The organism is Acinetobacter sp. 766875 (assembly GCF_000582055.1).
In the GTDB taxonomy this organism is placed as follows: Bacteria; Pseudomonadota; Gammaproteobacteria; order Pseudomonadales; family Moraxellaceae; genus Acinetobacter; species Acinetobacter nosocomialis.
The window spans coordinates 120,564-138,547 of record NZ_JEXX01000007.1 but is presented as its reverse complement, the minus strand read 5'-3'; the positions used below and the strand labels follow the sequence as shown (position 1 = coordinate 138,547).

13 protein-coding genes and 1 pseudogene are annotated in these 17,984 nt (G+C 40.3%); 12 read left to right on the top strand and 2 right to left on the bottom strand.

Annotated elements, in window-relative coordinates:
- Window positions 1–49: 49 nt before the first annotated feature.
- Complete coding sequence (gene zigA / locus J576_RS08820; protein WP_002053786.1) at window positions 50–1,315, top strand: zinc metallochaperone GTPase ZigA; 1,266 nt, start codon at window positions 50–52, stop codon at window positions 1,313–1,315.
- 34 nt (window positions 1,316–1,349) lie between these two features.
- Here zigA and J576_RS08815 read toward each other — a convergent pair whose 3' ends face one another.
- On the bottom strand, window positions 1,350–2,462 hold the full coding sequence (locus tag J576_RS08815; protein WP_025467999.1) for an acyltransferase family protein: 1,113 nt from the start codon (window positions 2,460–2,462) through the stop codon (window positions 1,350–1,352).
- 352 nt (window positions 2,463–2,814) lie between these two features.
- Here J576_RS08815 and hutC point away from each other — a divergent pair, with 352 nt between their 5' ends.
- The 11 genes and pseudogenes from hutC to J576_RS08760 all read left to right on the top strand — a co-directional run bounded on the left by hutC (window position 2,815) and on the right by J576_RS08760 (window position 15,942).
- Window positions 2,815–3,567 (top strand): histidine utilization transcriptional repressor HutC, encoded by a 753-nt coding sequence (gene hutC / locus J576_RS08810; protein ID WP_002053898.1) that lies wholly within the window; start codon window positions 2,815–2,817, stop codon window positions 3,565–3,567.
- The gene (locus J576_RS08805) at window positions 3,564–4,139 is read left to right on the top strand and encodes a HutD/Ves family protein (RefSeq protein WP_002053735.1); all 576 of its coding nucleotides are present in this window, start codon (window positions 3,564–3,566) and stop codon (window positions 4,137–4,139) included. Before hutC ends, J576_RS08805 begins: the two co-directional genes overlap by 4 nt.
- A 251-nt stretch (window positions 4,140–4,390) precedes the next feature.
- Window positions 4,391–6,067, top strand: coding sequence for a urocanate hydratase (gene hutU / locus J576_RS08800; protein ID WP_002054061.1), 1,677 nt, complete (start codon window positions 4,391–4,393; stop codon window positions 6,065–6,067).
- Between the two features lie 87 nt (window positions 6,068–6,154).
- On the top strand, window positions 6,155–7,693 hold the full coding sequence (hutH, locus tag J576_RS08795) for a histidine ammonia-lyase (RefSeq protein ID WP_002053879.1): 1,539 nt from the start codon (window positions 6,155–6,157) through the stop codon (window positions 7,691–7,693).
- Window positions 7,694–7,757: 64 nt separating this feature from the next.
- Window positions 7,758–9,170, top strand: a complete 1,413-nt coding sequence (locus J576_RS08790) for an amino acid permease (protein WP_033855558.1) — start codon at window positions 7,758–7,760, stop codon at window positions 9,168–9,170.
- Between the two features lie 51 nt (window positions 9,171–9,221).
- A complete protein-coding gene (hutI, locus tag J576_RS08785; RefSeq protein WP_002053853.1) occupies window positions 9,222–10,427 on the top strand; it encodes an imidazolonepropionase in 1,206 nt (401 codons plus the stop codon).
- A 10-nt stretch (window positions 10,428–10,437) separates the two neighbouring features.
- Window positions 10,438–11,358: a formimidoylglutamase gene (gene hutG / locus J576_RS08780; RefSeq protein ID WP_002054008.1), complete on the top strand. Its 921-nt coding sequence runs from the start codon at window positions 10,438–10,440 to the stop codon at window positions 11,356–11,358.
- A gap of 253 nt (window positions 11,359–11,611) precedes the next feature.
- Entirely contained in the window at window positions 11,612–13,438 is a 1,827-nt protein-coding gene (locus J576_RS08775) for a DUF885 domain-containing protein (RefSeq protein ID WP_002053881.1), read from the top strand.
- 99 nt (window positions 13,439–13,537) lie between these two features.
- Window positions 13,538–14,176, top strand: a complete 639-nt coding sequence (locus J576_RS08770) for an HAD family hydrolase (RefSeq protein ID WP_002053761.1) — start codon at window positions 13,538–13,540, stop codon at window positions 14,174–14,176.
- A 23-nt stretch (window positions 14,177–14,199) separates the two neighbouring features.
- Entirely contained in the window at window positions 14,200–15,000 is an 801-nt protein-coding gene (gene murI / locus J576_RS08765) for a glutamate racemase (protein ID WP_033855557.1), read from the top strand.
- Between the two features lie 711 nt (window positions 15,001–15,711).
- Window positions 15,712–15,942 (top strand): annotated as a pseudogene (locus J576_RS08760) (hypothetical protein).
- 201 nt (window positions 15,943–16,143) lie between these two features.
- Here the strand turns inward: J576_RS08760 and glmS are convergent.
- On the bottom strand, window positions 16,144–17,982 hold the full coding sequence (glmS, locus tag J576_RS08755; protein WP_002053990.1) for a glutamine--fructose-6-phosphate transaminase (isomerizing): 1,839 nt from the start codon (window positions 17,980–17,982) through the stop codon (window positions 16,144–16,146).
- Window positions 17,983–17,984: the final 2 nt, after the last annotated feature.

Below are 17,984 nucleotides of genomic sequence, written 5' to 3'. Positions count from 1 at the left end.
TTTAGAAATAGGTTACGCCTGTGATCTGGCCATATTTTAATGGCCAGCCATGATCAGTTTAAATATTATTCAAAGAGATCAAGCCATGCACACTGCAATCGCCAACTCATTTGCCAAGCTTCCTGTTACCGTTTTATCTGGCTTTTTGGGTGCAGGAAAGACCACATTACTCAATCATATTTTAAATAATCGTGAAGGCCGCCGTATTGCCGTGATTGTTAATGATATGTCTGAGGTAAATATTGATGCAGCATTAGTACGTGAAGGTGGGGCAGAGCTTTCAAGAACAGATGAAAAACTGGTTGAAATGAGTAACGGTTGTATCTGTTGCACGCTACGAGAAGATTTACTGGTTGAGGTGAGACGCTTAGCCGATGAAGGGCGCTTTGACCAATTGGTGATTGAGTCAACGGGTATTTCAGAACCATTACCAGTAGCAGAAACTTTTACCTTTGAAGATGAAAATGGAAACTCTCTCAATGAGTTCGCTCGACTCGACACTATGGTCACGGTAGTCGATGCTTTTAACTTTCTTAAAGACTACAGTTCAGTTGATTCACTGCAACAACGTGGTGAGTCATTAGGCGAGCAAGATGAGAGAACTGTGGTCGATCTTCTCATTGATCAGATTGAGTTTTGTGATGTGATTGTGCTGAATAAAATTGATTTGATTGATCAGGCGCAGCAAGACCAGCTTATCGCCATTTTAAAAACTCTAAACCCGCGTGCTCGAATTGAAATTGCTCAATTTGGAAAAATTGCTTTAGACAAAATCTTAAATACACAGCTATTTGATTTTGATGAAGCCGCGCAAGCACCGGGCTGGTTAAAAGAGTTACGCGGCGAACATACACCTGAAACTGAAGAGTACGGAATCAGTAGTTTTGTTTACCGCGCGCGTCGACCTTTCCATCCAGAACGTTTTTATGATTTGGTTCAGTCAGAATGGCCAGGAGTCGTGCGTTCTAAAGGCTTTTTCTGGTTGGCTGCTGACCCTACCTTAGCTTATTCATGGTCGCAAGCGGGTGCAATGGCTCGACACGGCCTAGCAGGTTATTGGTGGGCTGCTGTTTCAGAAGAAGATTGGCCGAGTGACCTAGCCAGCATTGAGCAAATTAAGAAAAATTGGGACGCTCGTACAGGTGATGCACGTCAGGAACTGGTTTTAATTGGTATGCAAATGGATGAGCAAGCCTTAATAGAACGCTTAGACCGTTGTTTATTAAGTGATGAAGAAATGGCTTTAGGATCACAAGCTTGGCAGAACTGGTCGAACCCTTTTAAGCAAGATGATGAAACCATGTTGATCGCTTAATAAAACAAAAGCCCCTGATTTAGAGGGGCTTATTTTATGATTTATCTTTAATGAAAATATTTCGAATATAGCTGTTAAGCGGTGTCGAATAATATTTTTCAATCGCTGCGCTGATAATAAAGGTCAGAATCAGATAGCCAATTAAAAGCATAATTTTGATGCTAGCGTCCGTTTGAGCCGGAACAAAAGCAACTTTCATAAGACCCAGCACAACCAGATGAAACAAATAAGTCTCATAACTTCTTTGCCCCAACCAGACCATCACTTTGGTCAATAGATTATGCGCCTGTGTTCCGGAAGGATGTTGAAAACACAAAATCAGTAAGCCTGTGGCAAAAGCAAATAGGCTAATACCCCATGTACTCACTTCTTTAATTGGCGCATATAAATATAGAGCGGTCATACCTAAAATAATTAGCCATGAAAGAAGTTTTTTATAGTGCCAATTTGGCTGATATTTATGAGAAAAAATCGCCGTTAAACAGCCAATCGCTATACCATCAAAACTCGAAAAATAGTGATATAAATAGGCGCCGCTTTCTTCCCCAAAATGCAGGGACCTAAAATAAGGCCCGTAAATAATTACCCCAATCAGTACAGCAATAAAGACCTTATTACTACGCGTAAGCAAGCACAATAATGGAAAAACAAAATAGAAAACTTCTTCCACAGAGAGTGACCACAACACGCCCAAGGCGTAGTTTACCCAACCGAATTTAATAATCAGGATATTCATCCAGAAGGTTAAAGCTGCAAATATGGTTAAGGAATAGGAAACCTCAATGCCATTCGGAGCTTGGTTCATAAAGGGTTTTAAGTCAAATGAACCAAGTATGCTTACCCCTAAAATGAGTAATACCAAACACGGCAAGATACGCGCTGCCCGTCGGATATAAAAATGCTTGAGGTTAATTGCGGAAAATTGTTTGTCTCGTTTTAAAGTATGATGGGTAATTAAAAAACCCGAAATCACAAAAAACATGGTGACACCATAATTTCCATTTCTTGCGATGACTGTGCTAAATGCTTCACCTAAAAAATCAAAACCTAACCATGTATCTTTGAGTTTATAAGGAATATTAAAATGATGTAAAAGAACCAAAAGGATAGACATTCCTCGAAGAATATCTATTTTATAATTACGCATTCGATGTGCTTCCAGCTTTATTAATATACAGTGTGGCAGCAGAATACTATTGATCAGTTATTTTAAATAAAAATTTTAAGCAGCATTTCGTAAACTAAAAAAGACTACATTTTTGCTTCTTTGAATTGAGCTAAGGCATAGCAGAAATAATTATTAAATAAATATTGATAAAGCTTTTATATATTTGAATTTTTCTACATAAAACTTTAAATTAGCTTTTACCGAACTATGTTTATTTTTTAGACTTCTTAAAATATCTTTAATTCATAAATTAACATGTTGTATGTGGTTGTATATACATAGCATGTCAACTAAAATACCTTTTTGCCTGCTGCCTTTTTGAGTATTTGTTATGCCCAGAACATCAAAACAAGAACATACTGAGCTTTCGATTGAAGCTGATAGTCCAGTTCCTTTATATCAACGCGTAAAACAATTGATTTCACAAAAGATTTATGAAGGTACTTGGGCTGTAAATAAAAAAATTCCTTCGGAAAGTGAACTGGTTAATCAACTCGGTTGTAGCCGTATGACGGTAAACCGTGCGCTACGTGAATTAACGACTGAGGGTTTGCTCGTTCGAATTCAGGGCGTTGGTTCTTTCGTTGCTGAAGGGCAAGGCCGAACTGCACTTTTTCAAATTAATAATATCGCTGATGAGATTATTGCACGAAACCATAAGCACCACGCTGAAGTTTTAGTCTTAGAACAAATTTATGCAAATGCAGAGCAAAGCGTGTTAATGCAGACTCGCGAAGGGCAAAAATTATTTCACTCGATTATTGTGCATTATGAAAATGATGTACCTGTTCAGGTCGAAGATCGTTTAGTCGATGCAGCGCTGATTCCAGATTATTTAGAACAAGATTTTAAAACCATTACCCCAAATGCTTACCTCATGGCGAAAGCACCTGTGTCAGAGGGTGAGCATATTGTTGAGGCAGTTTTAGCATCTCCTCAAGAGTGTAAATGGTTAAAGATCACCAAAGCTGAGCCGTGTTTACTGATCCGTCGCCGCACATGGTCAAACAAACAACTTATTTCAAGTGCGCGTTTGATTTATCCGGGCAGCCGCTATTATCTCGAAGGGAAATTTAATCCATGATTGAATTGATCAGGGCCGATCAATATACAAAAATGCTTTGGAAAAACGGTGCGGGTTTCACTTTAGAAATTGCCAGAAGCCAAGGTGAAGCCGATTTCGATTGGCGCATTTCGATGGCAGATGTGACCACTTCCGGACCATTTTCGTTATTTCCCAACAAGCAGCGCATTATTAGCGTACTCGATGGACAGGGCATAGTACTGCATGTCGATGAGCTTCCTGCCAAAACGCTAAACCAAGGCGATATTTTTGCTTTTCATGGTGAGAGTCAGGTTCAAAGTGAACTTGTAAATGGGGCAATTCGAGATTTAAATTTAATTTATGATCCTGCAAAGTTTCATGCCCGTTTTCAGTGGTTGAATGATGCAGCGGAGCAGGCATTTATAAGTTCGGCAGATCTGATTTTCATTTTTAATCAGGGTAGTGAAACACAAGTAAATGTGGATGATCATTCCGTTCAGATTGCTGCTCATGAGACACTAAAAATTGAGAAAAAATCTGGTGTCACATCAATCAATTTTTCCAAAAAACAACTTAAAAGCTGCTATGTCATTGAGTTAATTCAACGATAAAAAGACATCATTTACGTCTTAAAAAGCACATGTCTTATTAGAGGATATGTGCTTTTTTTATGCTAGATATAAAAATAAATTAATTTAATTCATAAGCTTATTCAATTTTATTAAAAAAATATGAGTCACCCTCTTCACGCCGAAAAATATTTGTGTAGTATATGGATGTATATACAAGTTAATACATTACTATACAAATGCAGAGACAAGTGATGTTCTGCTGATGTAAGCTCAAAGGAAGGAGTCCGACTGTGACAACAACGACAACAAAATTTCGTGATGTAGAAATTCGTGCACCACGCGGCACTGAATTAACGGCTAAGAGTTGGTTAACTGAAGCCCCATTACGTATGTTGATGAATAACCTTGATCCGGACGTTGCAGAAAACCCGAAAGAGTTAGTTGTATACGGTGGTATTGGTCGTGCAGCACGAAACTGGGAATGTTTCGACAAAATTGTAGATACGTTAAAAAATCTTGAAACTGATGAAACTTTATTAGTTCAATCAGGCAAACCAGTAGGTGTGTTTAAAACTCATAAAGATGCACCACGCGTTTTAATTGCAAACTCAAACCTTGTACCACACTGGGCAAACTGGGAACACTTCAACGAGTTAGACGCAAAAGCACTTGCAATGTACGGTCAAATGACAGCAGGTTCATGGATCTATATTGGTAGCCAAGGCATTGTACAAGGTACATATGAAACTTTCGTTGAGGCAGGCCGCCAACACTACAACGGTGACTTAAAAGGTCGTTGGGTTCTTACTGCTGGTTTAGGTGGTATGGGTGGTGCTCAGCCTCTAGCTGCAACACTTGCAGGTGCATGTTCTTTAAACATTGAATGCCAACAAGCAAGTATCGATTTCCGTTTACGTACTCGTTATGTAGACGAACAAGCAACTGACTTAGACGACGCTTTAGCGCGTATTGACCGCTATACAAAAGAAGGCAAAGCAATTTCAATTGCGCTTCATGGTAACGCTGCTGAAATTTTACCTGAGCTTGTTCGCCGTGGTGTACGTCCAGACATGGTGACTGACCAGACAAGTGCACACGATCCACTTAATGGCTACTTACCAGTAGGTTGGACTTGGGATGAATACCGTGAACGTGCGAAAACTGAACCGGAAGCTGTTGTAAAAGCTGCAAAACAGTCGATGGCGAAGCACGTACAAGCCATGCTTGATTTCCAAAAAATGGGTGTTCCAACATTTGACTATGGCAACAACATCCGTCAAATGGCGAAAGATGAAGGCGTAGCAAACGCTTTTGATTTCCCAGGCTTCGTACCTGCTTACATCCGTCCATTGTTCTGCCGTGGTATTGGTCCATTCCGTTGGGCTGCGCTTTCTGGTGACCCAGAAGACATTTATAAAACAGATGCCAAAGTTAAAGAGTTAATTCCTGATGATGAACATTTACATCACTGGTTAGACATGGCTCGTGAACGCATTAGCTTCCAAGGCTTACCAGCGCGTATTTGCTGGGTAGGTTTGGGCTTACGTGCAAAACTTGGTTTGGCATTTAACGAAATGGTTCGTAGCGGTGAATTGTCTGCACCAGTTGTGATTGGTCGTGACCACTTGGACTCAGGTTCGGTTGCAAGTCCTAACCGTGAAACTGAAGCAATGCAAGACGGTTCAGACGCAGTATCAGACTGGCCTTTATTAAACGCGTTGCTCAATACAGCAGGCGGCGCAACTTGGGTGTCTTTACATCACGGTGGTGGTGTAGGTATGGGCTTCTCTCAACACTCAGGCGTTGTGATTGTGTGTGATGGTACAGATGAAGCTGCTGCACGTATTGCTCGCGTACTGACTAATGACCCTGCAACAGGTGTTATGCGTCATGCCGATGCAGGTTATGAAATTGCGATTAACTGTGCCAAAGAGCAAGGCTTACACTTGCCAATGATCACGCAATAAAAATACATGGAAGAACTAGCGGTGCTTTTTGCAATTGTGAAAAGCACCGTCTCAGCAGAATATAGTGCAAAAAATTAGGAAGCCAACATGGAATTACTTATCCAACCGGGAAAATTGACCTTAGCCGATTTACGTCAAGCGTACCTTAACCCGATCAAAGTTAAATTGGATGAATGTGCTTCATCTGCAATTGAGGCAAGCGTGGCTTGCGTTGAGAAAATTGTAAATGAAGGGCGTACAGCTTACGGTATTAACACGGGCTTTGGCTTACTCGCGTCAACCAAAATCGCTCCTGAAGATTTAGAAAAGTTACAACGTTCATTGGTTCTTTCGCATGCAGCAGGTGTAGGTGAAGCACTTGATGATGCAATGGTTCGTTTAATTATTCTGTTAAAAGCAAATAGCTTGGCGCGTGGTTTCTCTGGTATTCGTCGTAAAGTAATTGATGCTTTGTTGGCTTTAATTAATGCCGAAGTTTACCCACACATTCCGCTGAAAGGTTCAGTAGGTGCTTCAGGTGACTTGGCACCACTTGCACACATGTCTTTAGTGTTACTTGGTGAAGGTAAGGCACGTTATAAGGGTGAATGGTTACCAGCCGTTGAAGCTTTAAAAGTTGCAGGTTTAGAACCTATTTCTTTAGCTGCTAAAGAAGGTTTGGCACTTTTAAACGGTACACAAGTGTCAACTGCTTATGCATTACGTGGCTTGTTTGAAGCTGAAGACTTGTTTGCTGCTGCAACGGTTTGTGGTGGCTTAAGCGTTGAAGCAATGTTGGGTTCACGTGCACCATTCGATGCGCGTATTCACGAAGTACGTGGCCAACGTGGTCAAATTGATGTAGCTGCGGCTTATCGTGACCTATTAACAGACTCAAGTGAAATTGCACATTCACATGAAGACTGTAGCAAAGTTCAAGACCCGTACTCTTTACGTTGCCAACCACAGGTGATGGGTGCATGTTTAACGCAAATCCGTCAGGCTGCGGAAGTATTAGAAATTGAAGCAAATGCTGTATCGGATAACCCGCTTGTGTTTGCTGAACAAGGTGACGTGATTTCTGGTGGTAACTTCCATGCAGAACCTGTTGCAATGGCGGCAGATAATTTAGCATTGGCGATCGCTGAGATTGGTTCACTGTCTGAACGTCGTATTTCGATGATGATGGACCGCCACATGTCACAACTTCCACCATTCTTGGTTGCAAATGGCGGTGTTAACTCAGGCTTTATGATTGCACAAGTGACAGCTGCTGCACTTGCGAGCGATAATAAAGCACTTGCACATCCTGCAAGCGTTGATAGTTTACCAACGTCTGCCAATCAGGAAGACCACGTATCGATGGCTCCGAATGCTGGTAAGCGTCTTTGGTACATGGCTGACAACGTTCGTGGCATTTTAGCTGTTGAATGGTTAGGCGCTTGTCAGGGTTTAGACTTCCGTGAAGGTTTAAAAAGCTCGCCTAAACTTGAACAAGCTCGTAAAATCTTGCGCGATCAAGTTCCTTACTACAGCGAAGATCGTTTCTTTGCTCCGGATATCGAACAGGCTAGTGAATTGCTTGCGAGTGGTTGCCTAAACAAGTTACTCATTCCAAAACTACTCCCTAGTTTATCTGAAGTGTGATTGATAAAACGGTCACATGGAGTGGCCGAATCCAACTAAATTTCCTCAAGGATTGGAGATTATAATGTCACAAACCTCCACACTACAGCGGGGTTTAAACCCCCGCCATATTCGTTTCTTGGCATTGGGCTCAGCAATTGGAACTGGGCTTTTCTATGGTTCGGCGACTGCCATCAAAATGGCAGGGCCTTCAGTATTACTCGCGTATATCGTTGCAGGGATTGCAATTTATATCGTTATGCGCGCACTGGGTGAGATGGCTGTCCATAACCCTGTCTCTGGCTCATTCAGCCACTATGCATCTCAGTACATTGGTCCATTGGCGGGTTTTACCACAGGTTGGACCTATGTTTTTGAGATGGTGATTGTTGCAATTGCCGATGTCACTGCGTTTGGTATTTATATGGGGTTTTGGTATCCCGATGTACCGCGGTGGATCTGGATTTTGTCTCTCATCATGTTCTTAGGTGCAATTAACCTTATTCATGTAAAAGTCTTTGGTGAACTCGAATTTTGGCTTTCTATTGTTAAAGTCAGTGCCATTGTTGCCATGATTTTAGGTGGCTTGGGTTTAATGTTCTACGGCTTCCACGTTGACCACAGCAATGTTGTACCAGGGCTTCAAAACCTATGGATTTATGATGGCTTCATGCCTCATGGTATTGCAGGTTTAGTGGCATGCTTATCTGTAGTGGTATTCGCTTTTGGCGGGATCGAAATTATTGGTTTAACCGCAGGTGAGTCACAAGACCCGAAAACTACTCTACCAAAAGCAATTAATGCTGTTCCAGTCCGTATTTTACTGTTCTATGTACTGACTATTTTTGTACTTATGTCGATTTTCCCATGGAACCAGATTGGTAGCCAAGGCAGCCCGTTTGTACAAATTTTTGAAAACTTAGGCATTAAATCTGCTGCAAATATTTTAAATATTGTGGTGGTGACAGCAGCAATTTCAGCAATTAATAGTGATGTATTTGGTGCAGGCCGTATGTTGTACGGTATGGCAAATCGTGGTCAAGCACCGCAAGTGTTTAAGAAACTTTCACGTAATGGTGTGCCTTGGATGACTGTGGTGGTTATGGCTGGCGTGCTGTTAATTGGTGTGGTGCTGAACTACCTGATTCCTGAAAATGTATTTGTCATCATTGCTTCAATTGCAACGTTTGCAACTGTTTGGGTATGGCTCATGATCTTGCTTTCGCAAGTGGCGATGCGCCGTAAATTATCTACTGCTGAAATTAAGGCACTAGATTTCCCTGTATTTGGCTGGCCATATGCACCTGCTTTTGCAATCGGTTTTATGGTGTTCATTTTAGTCATGATGGGCTACTTCCCAGACTCGCGTCCTGCAATTTATGTAGGAATTACTTGGCTTGCTCTCTTAACCATTGCGTATCGCATTTGGGTAAAACCGGAGCAAAGCTTGGGAAAGGAAAGTGAGCCTGTCCAGCAAAACATAGAAATGGAAAGCTAACAAATCAACTGCCCAATAGTTTTACTGTTGGGCAGTTTCGAGGATAGGCTAATGAAAAAACTTTGGCAAAACTGCCATATTGCGACCATGCAAAATGGGCAATATTCTTATATCGAAGATGCTGCAATTGTTACCGAAGGGCATCTCATCCACTGGATTGGAAAACAACAACAACTTCCTGCCGACACTTATTCCGAAACAGTTGACTTAAATGGTGCTTGGGTAACTCCAGGGTTCATCGACTGTCATACGCATAGCGTATTTGGTGGCAACCGTAGTGTTGAGTTTGAAAAGCGCTTACAAGGCGTAAGTTATGCGGAAATTGCAGCAAGCGGTGGCGGTATTGCAAGTACAGTACGCGCAACCCGAGAAGCCAGTGAAGAACAACTCTTAAACTCAGCACTGAAACGTATTCGCTGTATGCAGCAAGACGGTGTCACCACCATTGAAATTAAGTCTGGCTACGGACTCAATTACGAAAACGAGCGCAAAATGCTGCGTGTAATCCGTCAAATTGGTGAAAAATTACCGATAACGGTCAAAAGTACCTGTTTGGCTGCACATGCGTTACCGCCAGAGTACAAAGATCAAAGCGATGCTTATATCGAGCATATCTGTACAGAAATGTTGCCTAAACTACATGCTGAAGGTTTAGTCGATGCAGTAGATGCGTTTTGCGAGCATTTAGCCTTTTCACTCGCTCAGGTCGAACGTGTTTTTAAAACGGCACAATCATTGGGTCTACCCGTTAAGCTTCATGCTGAACAGCTTTCATCACTAGGCGGCTCAAGCTTGGCAGCACGTTATCATGCTTTGTCGGCTGACCATTTAGAGTACATGACCGAAGATGATGTCAAAGCCATGGCAGAGTCGGGTACGGTTGCTGTGTTATTGCCGGGTGCCTTTTATTTATTGCGTGAAACACAATACCCACCAATTGAAAGTCTGATTAAGCATGGCGTGCGTATTGCGTTGTCGAGTGATTTAAATCCGGGTACATCTCCAGCACTTTCTGTACGTTTAATGCTGAATATGGGCAGTACGTTATTCCGTTTAACACCTGAGCAAGCTTTAGCGGGTGTCACCATTCATGCCGCACAAGCGCTCGGTTTAGAGCAAACACACGGTAGTTTGGAGCAGGGTAAAGTCGCTGACTTTGTGGCTTGGGATATTGAACATCCATCTGAAATTGTTTACTGGCTGGGCGGCGATTTGCCTAAGCGAGTCGTTCAGCATGGACAAGAAGTTATTTTTTAGACGGTGGCATATGAATCACACATTTAAATGGCAAGGCCGTCATGATGGCGATGGTGAAGCACATCAACGTATCCATCATATTATGAATAAAACCCAACATGCCGAGTTTGCCCTGATTGGCTTTAGCTCTGATGAAGGCGTGAAACGTAACAAAGGCCGAGTTGGTGCTGCCGATGCGCCAGATGCGATTCGTACACAACTGGCTAACTTACCGATTCATTGCCCAGTGAGCCTGGTCGATTTGGGTACAGTGACTTGCGAATATGAGAATTTAGAGCAAGCACAAAGCGAGTTAGCTGAACAAGTCGCAAACAGCCTACAAAATGGTTTAAAGCCGATTGTGTTGGGCGGTGGACATGAAGTTGCATTTGGTAGCTTTAGTGGTCTGTTCCAATATGTACAAGCCCACGCGCCAGATAAAAAAATAGGCATTATTAATTTTGATGCCCATTTTGATTTGCGTGAAGCAGAGCATGCCACCTCTGGAACACCTTTTTTACAGGCAGCTCGTCTTTCAGAACAGCATCAAAAACAATTTAATTATTTATGTATTGGGGTTGCCAACCATGCCAATACTAAAGTTTTATTTGATACTGCTGATGCGCTAAATTGTTCATATTTACGCGATCATGAGGTTAATATTTTTAACCTACCAAATGTGCTCACGGCGGTTGACGCTTTTATTGAAAAAGTAGACTGCTTGTACGTTACGATTGATTTAGATGTCTTCGCGGCTGCGGTTGCACCGGGGGTCAGTGCGCCAGCCGTAAAAGGAATTGATTTAGCTACTTTTGAAGCAATTTTTAAGCATATTCAAGAGACGGGAAAAATCAAACTTCTAGATATTGCTGAGTGCAATCCAAAATTTGATTTGGACAATCGAACAGCAAAACTGGCTGCGTATATTGTTTATCAATATTTATTTTCTTAAGAAAAAGTTTTTAATGTAGAAATGAAAAAGTGCACTGAGATCGCTCATGTGCGCTTTTTTTGACTTTCTGGTAAATTAAAGTCAAATAGGGAATATAGATAGCAACTATAAATAATTTAATTAAAAAGAAAATTAATTTATAAAATCATTGAGTTAAAAAAATACTCGATTTTTACACTATTTTATAGGCTGCTTGGCACGTAATTTGTTTTGTCTATATTTTAAACTTCGTTAAATATGTTTGGATAATTAAATGAAAAACAGAACCTTACATTTTGCTTGTATCAGTGTTTTATTTTGGATGTCTCATTCGTCTAATGCTACAACCCCCGAAATAAATACAAATACCATCGAAAAATCACAATCTAAGCAAAACACTAATGTCTCTGTTCGGGTGAAAGCTTTAAATCAGCTTTTACAAGAACAATGGGAATATACTTTGAAAAATAATCCTGAAACTGCAACGACTTTAGGCGATTTACGCTACAACGATCGATGGACCGAGTCTTCAAAAAATCAGATTGAGAAAGATAAAAAAACTACTCAAAATTTTTTAAAACGTTTTGAAGCGATTGATAGCACAGGATTTTCAGCAACTGATCAATTAAATAAAGATTTAATGATTTATCAGTTAAAAGAGACACTTAAAAGTTATGATTTGAAATTGTATGAGATGCCTTTTAATCAAATGTGGGGGCTACATTTACAATTTCCGGGATTTATTAGTTCGATTCCATTTAATAATACTAAACAATATCAAGACTATATTGCTCGTTTAAAAAAAATTCCTCTTATTCTTGATCAAGGTATTCAGTTAGCGAAACAAGGGCAAAAAGACGGGTTGATGCCACCCAAGTATTTAATTGAAAAGGTGGCAAAGCAGATTGATAGTATTGCAGCTCCAGCAGGGAAAGACAGTGTATTTGCTTCTCCATTAAAGCAATTTCCAAACAACATTTCTAAAGCAGAACAAGAGCGTTTAAGCCGTGAAATACTACAGGCCATAGATCAAAATGTTCGGCCTGCTTATCAAAAACTCGGTACATTTATTCAGAAAGATTACTTACCCCATGGACGACAACATGAGGGTATATGGAGCTTGCCAAATGGTGACGAGCTTTATCGTTTTTATGTAGAAAACAATACGACTACGCTAGAGAGCCCTGAAAATATTCATCAGCTCGGGTTAAAAGAAGTTGCTCGTATAGAAGCAGAAATGCTGAAAATTGCCAAAGCGCAAGGTTTCAATGACTTAAAAAGTTTCCAACAATCTTTAAAAACAAATCCTGCTGTTTTCCCAAAATCTCGTGAAGAAATTTTAGAGATTTATCGCGGGTATATTGCCCAAATGCAACCGGAGTTGCCGAAGCTGTTTGGTTTATTACCTAAAAATAAAGTCGAAGTTTTACCTGTAGAGCAATATCGAGAAAAAGAAGCGGCAGGAGCGGAGTATCACCAAGGAACACCTGATGGTTCACGTCCCGGACAAGTGTATGTAAATACGGGGGACTTCTCTGAACGTTCCAAAATATCAATGGAAGCGACTGCTTACCATGAGGCAATTCCCGGCCATCATATGCAGATTGATATTGCCCAAAACCTGCCAAATTTGCCGATGTTCCGAAAGCAGCCTAACCATACTGCCTATATAGAAGGATGGGCACTTTATGCAGAGCAATTGGGTAAAGATGTTGGTTTCTATAAAGACCCGCTTTCAGACTATGGAAGACTCTCGAGTGAGTTGTTCCGGGCTTGTCGTCTAGTGGTGGACACTGGTGTGCATTATAAAAAATGGACGCGTCAGCAAATGATTGATTTTATGCGCGAACACTCAGCTTTAGATGAACCAGATATTCAGGCAGAGGCAGACCGCTATATTGCTATTCCTGCCCAAGCATTGGCATACAAAATGGGCCAACTCAAAATTTTAGAGCTACGGGAGCTTGCGAAACAGGAGCTTGGAGATCGTTTTGATATCAAAGCGTTCCATGACATGATCTTAAATGCAGGAACACTGCCTTTAAATATACTCGATGCCCGTATTAAAAATTGGATAAAGGAACAAAAAGCGGCAGCTTAAAATAAAATTTGAAATTTAGGTCAGGTCCTCGTTGGGCCTGATTTAAAAATATATAAAAAACATAATATAATAATGAAAAATATACTTTTGAAATTAGAAATGGAAAAAACCTTAAAACAATATCAAGCGATTATTTTTGATTTAGATGGCACTTTAGTCGATTCCTTTCATTTTTTTCTAAACGTTTTAAATCAACTTTCCGCAAAGTATAAGTTTAAAACGGTAAGCCTTCACGAAGTTGAGTACTACAAACAACTTACGCCTAGAGAAATTATGAAAGAGATGAATGTTTCTCGGTGGAAACTGCCTTGGATTGCGAAAGACTTTATTCGGTTAATGAAAGAAAGAGATGAAGAAATTCATTTGTTTGACGGTATGCGTGACCACCTAATTGAACTGCATAAGCGTGGATATACGCTCGCAATTATTACTTCAAACTCTAAAGAAAACTGTCAAAATGTACTGGGTGAAGAACTCTGTGAGCTTTTTAGCCATATTGATGGCGGCTCGTCTATATTTGGCAAAGCGAAGCGAATAAAGCGTGTTCTCAACATTTTGGACGTAAGTAAGAACCATGCCATTTATGTCGGCGACCAAACCACTGACGGTGAAGCCGCGCATAAAGCAGGTATTGATTTTGCTGCGGTAGGTTGGGGCTATACATCGGCCGAAAAATTAAAAACCATTCAGCCCAAAGTCCTGCTTAATGACTTGGCAACCATGAAAGAATTTTTCTAAATTTATGAAATGCAGGATAAACCATGAATAATAATAACAATCCGATTGGGATGATTGACTCTGGTTTAGGCGGGTTGTCTCTCTTTAAGCATATTCGGCAGGCTCTTCCGAATGAAGACATTATCTATTTCGCCGACTCGAGATATGTCCCTTATGGAGATAGAGAAAGCGACTGGATTGTTTCACGAACCACGCATTTAATTTCAAACCTAGTTGCTCAAGGTAAGTGCAAAGCGATCGTGATTGCTTGTAACACCATGACGGCTGTAGCGGTTGAAACCATTAGAGCGCAAATTAATGTACCACTTATTGCGATAGAACCAGCGGTAAAACCCGCGGTTGCCATGACCGTGAGCAAGCATATTGCTGTCTTGGCAACGGCAACCACGGTGAAGGGTAAAAACTTAAAAAGTTTAATTGAAACGTATGCGCAAGATATTAAAGTGTCTTTGGTGCCGTGTATTGGTTTGGCTGAAAAAATTGAAACGGGCAAAGCACATACAGCGGAAGTTAAGGATTATTTAAAAAATATTTTGGCACCGTTGGTCGAGCAAAAAGTCGATACGATTATTTTAGGATGTACACATTATCCGTTTGTTTCAGACACGATTCAGGAAATTGTAGGGCGTGATATTCAAATTATTGAGCCTTCCGAAGCTGTAACAGCCCAATTAATACGGCAGCTCAATCAGTATCATTTAAGTTCTGAAAGTCCAAATGAAGGGAACCATATTATTTGGACCAGTTCAGACCCGTTGGAAGTTGCGGACGTTACTTTTTCTTTGTTAGGTACGCGTTTACCCGTAAAAGCTATAGAAAATTAAACTCTAGAAAAGATGATAAGAGGTGTTTGCTTATCATCTTATATTTTTATATAGACTATTAAATTAAAATTAACTGTTAATCTATTTTACTAGCTAAATATATATAATCCAAGTTTATATTTTAAATTTAATTAAAAGCTCTAAATATAATAAAGAGAATAATATTATTTAAATATGAATAAAATAATTATATTTAAAATTTTTTTATTAAAATAAATTGACGTAATTAAAATCACCAATTATTATCTCGTTGCTGGCCTACATTGCCAGTCGGTTTTGACAGACCGTAAATCTATGGCGGATTATAGTTCTACTATAAGACGTTAGACCCTTGCGTCCCCTTTCTTTGCGGTAGGACGGAAGGGGGACGCGTTCGCGCGTGCTGGTCGCTAGGTCAGTCTGCTAACCCTCTTTCGTTCTACCACCCTAAATTAATTCGCGGTGATTTGGTGGTAGAACTCCATTTTTAAGGAGTTGGCCATGCCATTATTCAAACTTTTTTTCTCACTTATTTAATTATTTTATTTATTTAAAATTTGGGTTTTTGCGACCTGATTTTTTAAATTTATAAATTATTTCTATTTTAAAATTTTAATTATTTTATTTTCCTATATTTGTGGGAGGATTAATTGTTATTTGAAAAATTATTTTAATATTTATTCGAATCATATTTTTATTTTATTTAAATTTATAAATAATCATGAGAATAATATGAAACTTCATAAATTTATATTAGTTTTAAACCTTGTGGTCGGTGCTGACAGTATTACAAATGATGAGGCCAATGCTCAGCAGGAATTTAAAAGGTTTGTTCACCTCAAACCGTACAACGTTTAAAACATACCAGTTTGCAAAGTCCTGTTCTCCCACAGGACTTTGCCCCTAACTTGTTCAGCAGCATTCAACGCTGCGATAAAACTCAAATGGGCTAAGTTCGCTTAGCTCCTTTATCTCTGTGTCGCAATGATGTCTCAAGCTTTAAATCAGCGCAAAAGTAAAAAGTCCGTTGTGACATAGGGGCCTAGGGGAGTGTCCGTTATGTTCTGGTATGAACGCAATAAAAAAGCCCGATATGCGTTACATATCGGGCTTAATCAATCAGTTATTAAAGCAAGTGATGCCTTAATAATGATCTTTTTTGAATTACTCTACAGTTACTGATTTCGCCAAGTTACGTGGCTGGTCAACGTCTGTACCACGTAATACAGCAACGTGATAAGACAACAACTGAACTGGTACGCTATAAATGATTGGAGCAAGCCATTCGTTTACTGCCGGAATTTGTACAACGTGTTGACGATCTTTTTCAACTACGCCGCTATTTTCATCAGCGAATACGAATAATTCACCGCCACGCGCCTGAACTTCTTCCATATTTGACTTAAGCTTATCAAGCATTTCATCGTTTGGCGCAAGAATCACGATTGGCATTTCAGTATCAACAAGTGCCAATGGCCCATGTTTTAACTCACCAGCCGCATAACCTTCTGCATGAATATATGAAATTTCTTTGAGCTTTAACGCACCTTCCAAAGCGATTGGATAATGTGTGCCGCGGCCTAAGAATAAACAGTGTTGTTTTTCAACAAACAATTCTGATAAACGTAAAATTTCAGCATCATTCTTAAGCGTATCAAGAATTACTTTCGGGCTGTGCCACAATTCGCGAGCAATCTCTTCAATCATGACATTGCTAATACGCTGTTTTACTTGTCCAATTTTTAAGACGAGTAGCATAAGTGCAGCAAGCTGAGTCGTGAACGCTTTAGTTGATGCAACACCAATTTCAGGCCCCGCAAGGGTCAATAAGTGGTGATCAGTTTCACGTACCATTGAAGACGTCGCAACGTTACAGATAGTCAAAGTTTGAATATCGATATTGTTTGCTTTGGCACGTTTTTGAGTTTCACGTAATGCAGCTAAAGTATCGGCTGTTTCACCTGATTGAGAAATACAGATATAGAGCGTATTTTCAACAATCACAGGTGTGCGATAACGGAATTCACTTGCGATTTCAACTTGGCAAGGCACGCCAATCAGTTGTTCAAACCAATATTTTGCAATCATGCCTGAGTGATAACTTGTACCACATGCAATAATCTGTACGCTTTGAACTTTGCTAAAGTCTGCTTCAGCATTTTGCAAGAAGTCTTCGCGTAAGCTGTTGCCATCAAGCGCTTGAGAAATTGTTTGTTTAATTGCTTCTGGTTGCTCATAAATCTCTTTGAGCATGTAGTGCTTGTATTCACCTTTTGAAGCATTGCTTACCGTTGCGTCAAGCTCTTTCACTGGACGTTCAACAAGTTCACCGTTTGCAAATACTTCAATTGAAGTACGAGTCAGGCGAGCAATATCACCTTCTTCTAAATACATAAAACGGTTAGTCACAGGTAAAAGTGCAAGTTGGTCTGAACTAATAAAGTTCTCACCAATACCTACACCAATCACCAGTGGTGAACCTTCGCGTACAGTGATTAACTCATCTGGGTAATCGCTATGAATAATACCCAGTGCATATGCACCTTTAAGCTGAGGAACAACAGATTGTACTGCTTCAAGTAAGCTGTCAGTGCTTTTTAGTGCTTCTGCAACTAAGTGAGCGACAACTTCTGTATCTGTTTGAGAGGTAAATACATATCCTAAAGCTTGAAGGTCATCTTTAAGCTCTTGATAGTTTTCGATAATACCGTTGTGAACGACTGCCACTTTACCCGACATGTGCGGGTGAGCATTATTTTCAGTTGGTTTACCATGTGTTGCCCAACGTGTATGAGCAATACCAACTACCCCAGTGAGCTGCTGATCAGCAACTGCATCGGCAAGATTAATCACCTTACCTACACGACGCTCACGTAAAACTTCTTCATTATTCAGTACAGCAACGCCTGCTGAATCATAACCGCGATATTCAAGACGTTTTAAACCTTCAATTAAAATTTCGGTTACACAACGCTCTGCAACGCCTCCGACGATACCACACATAA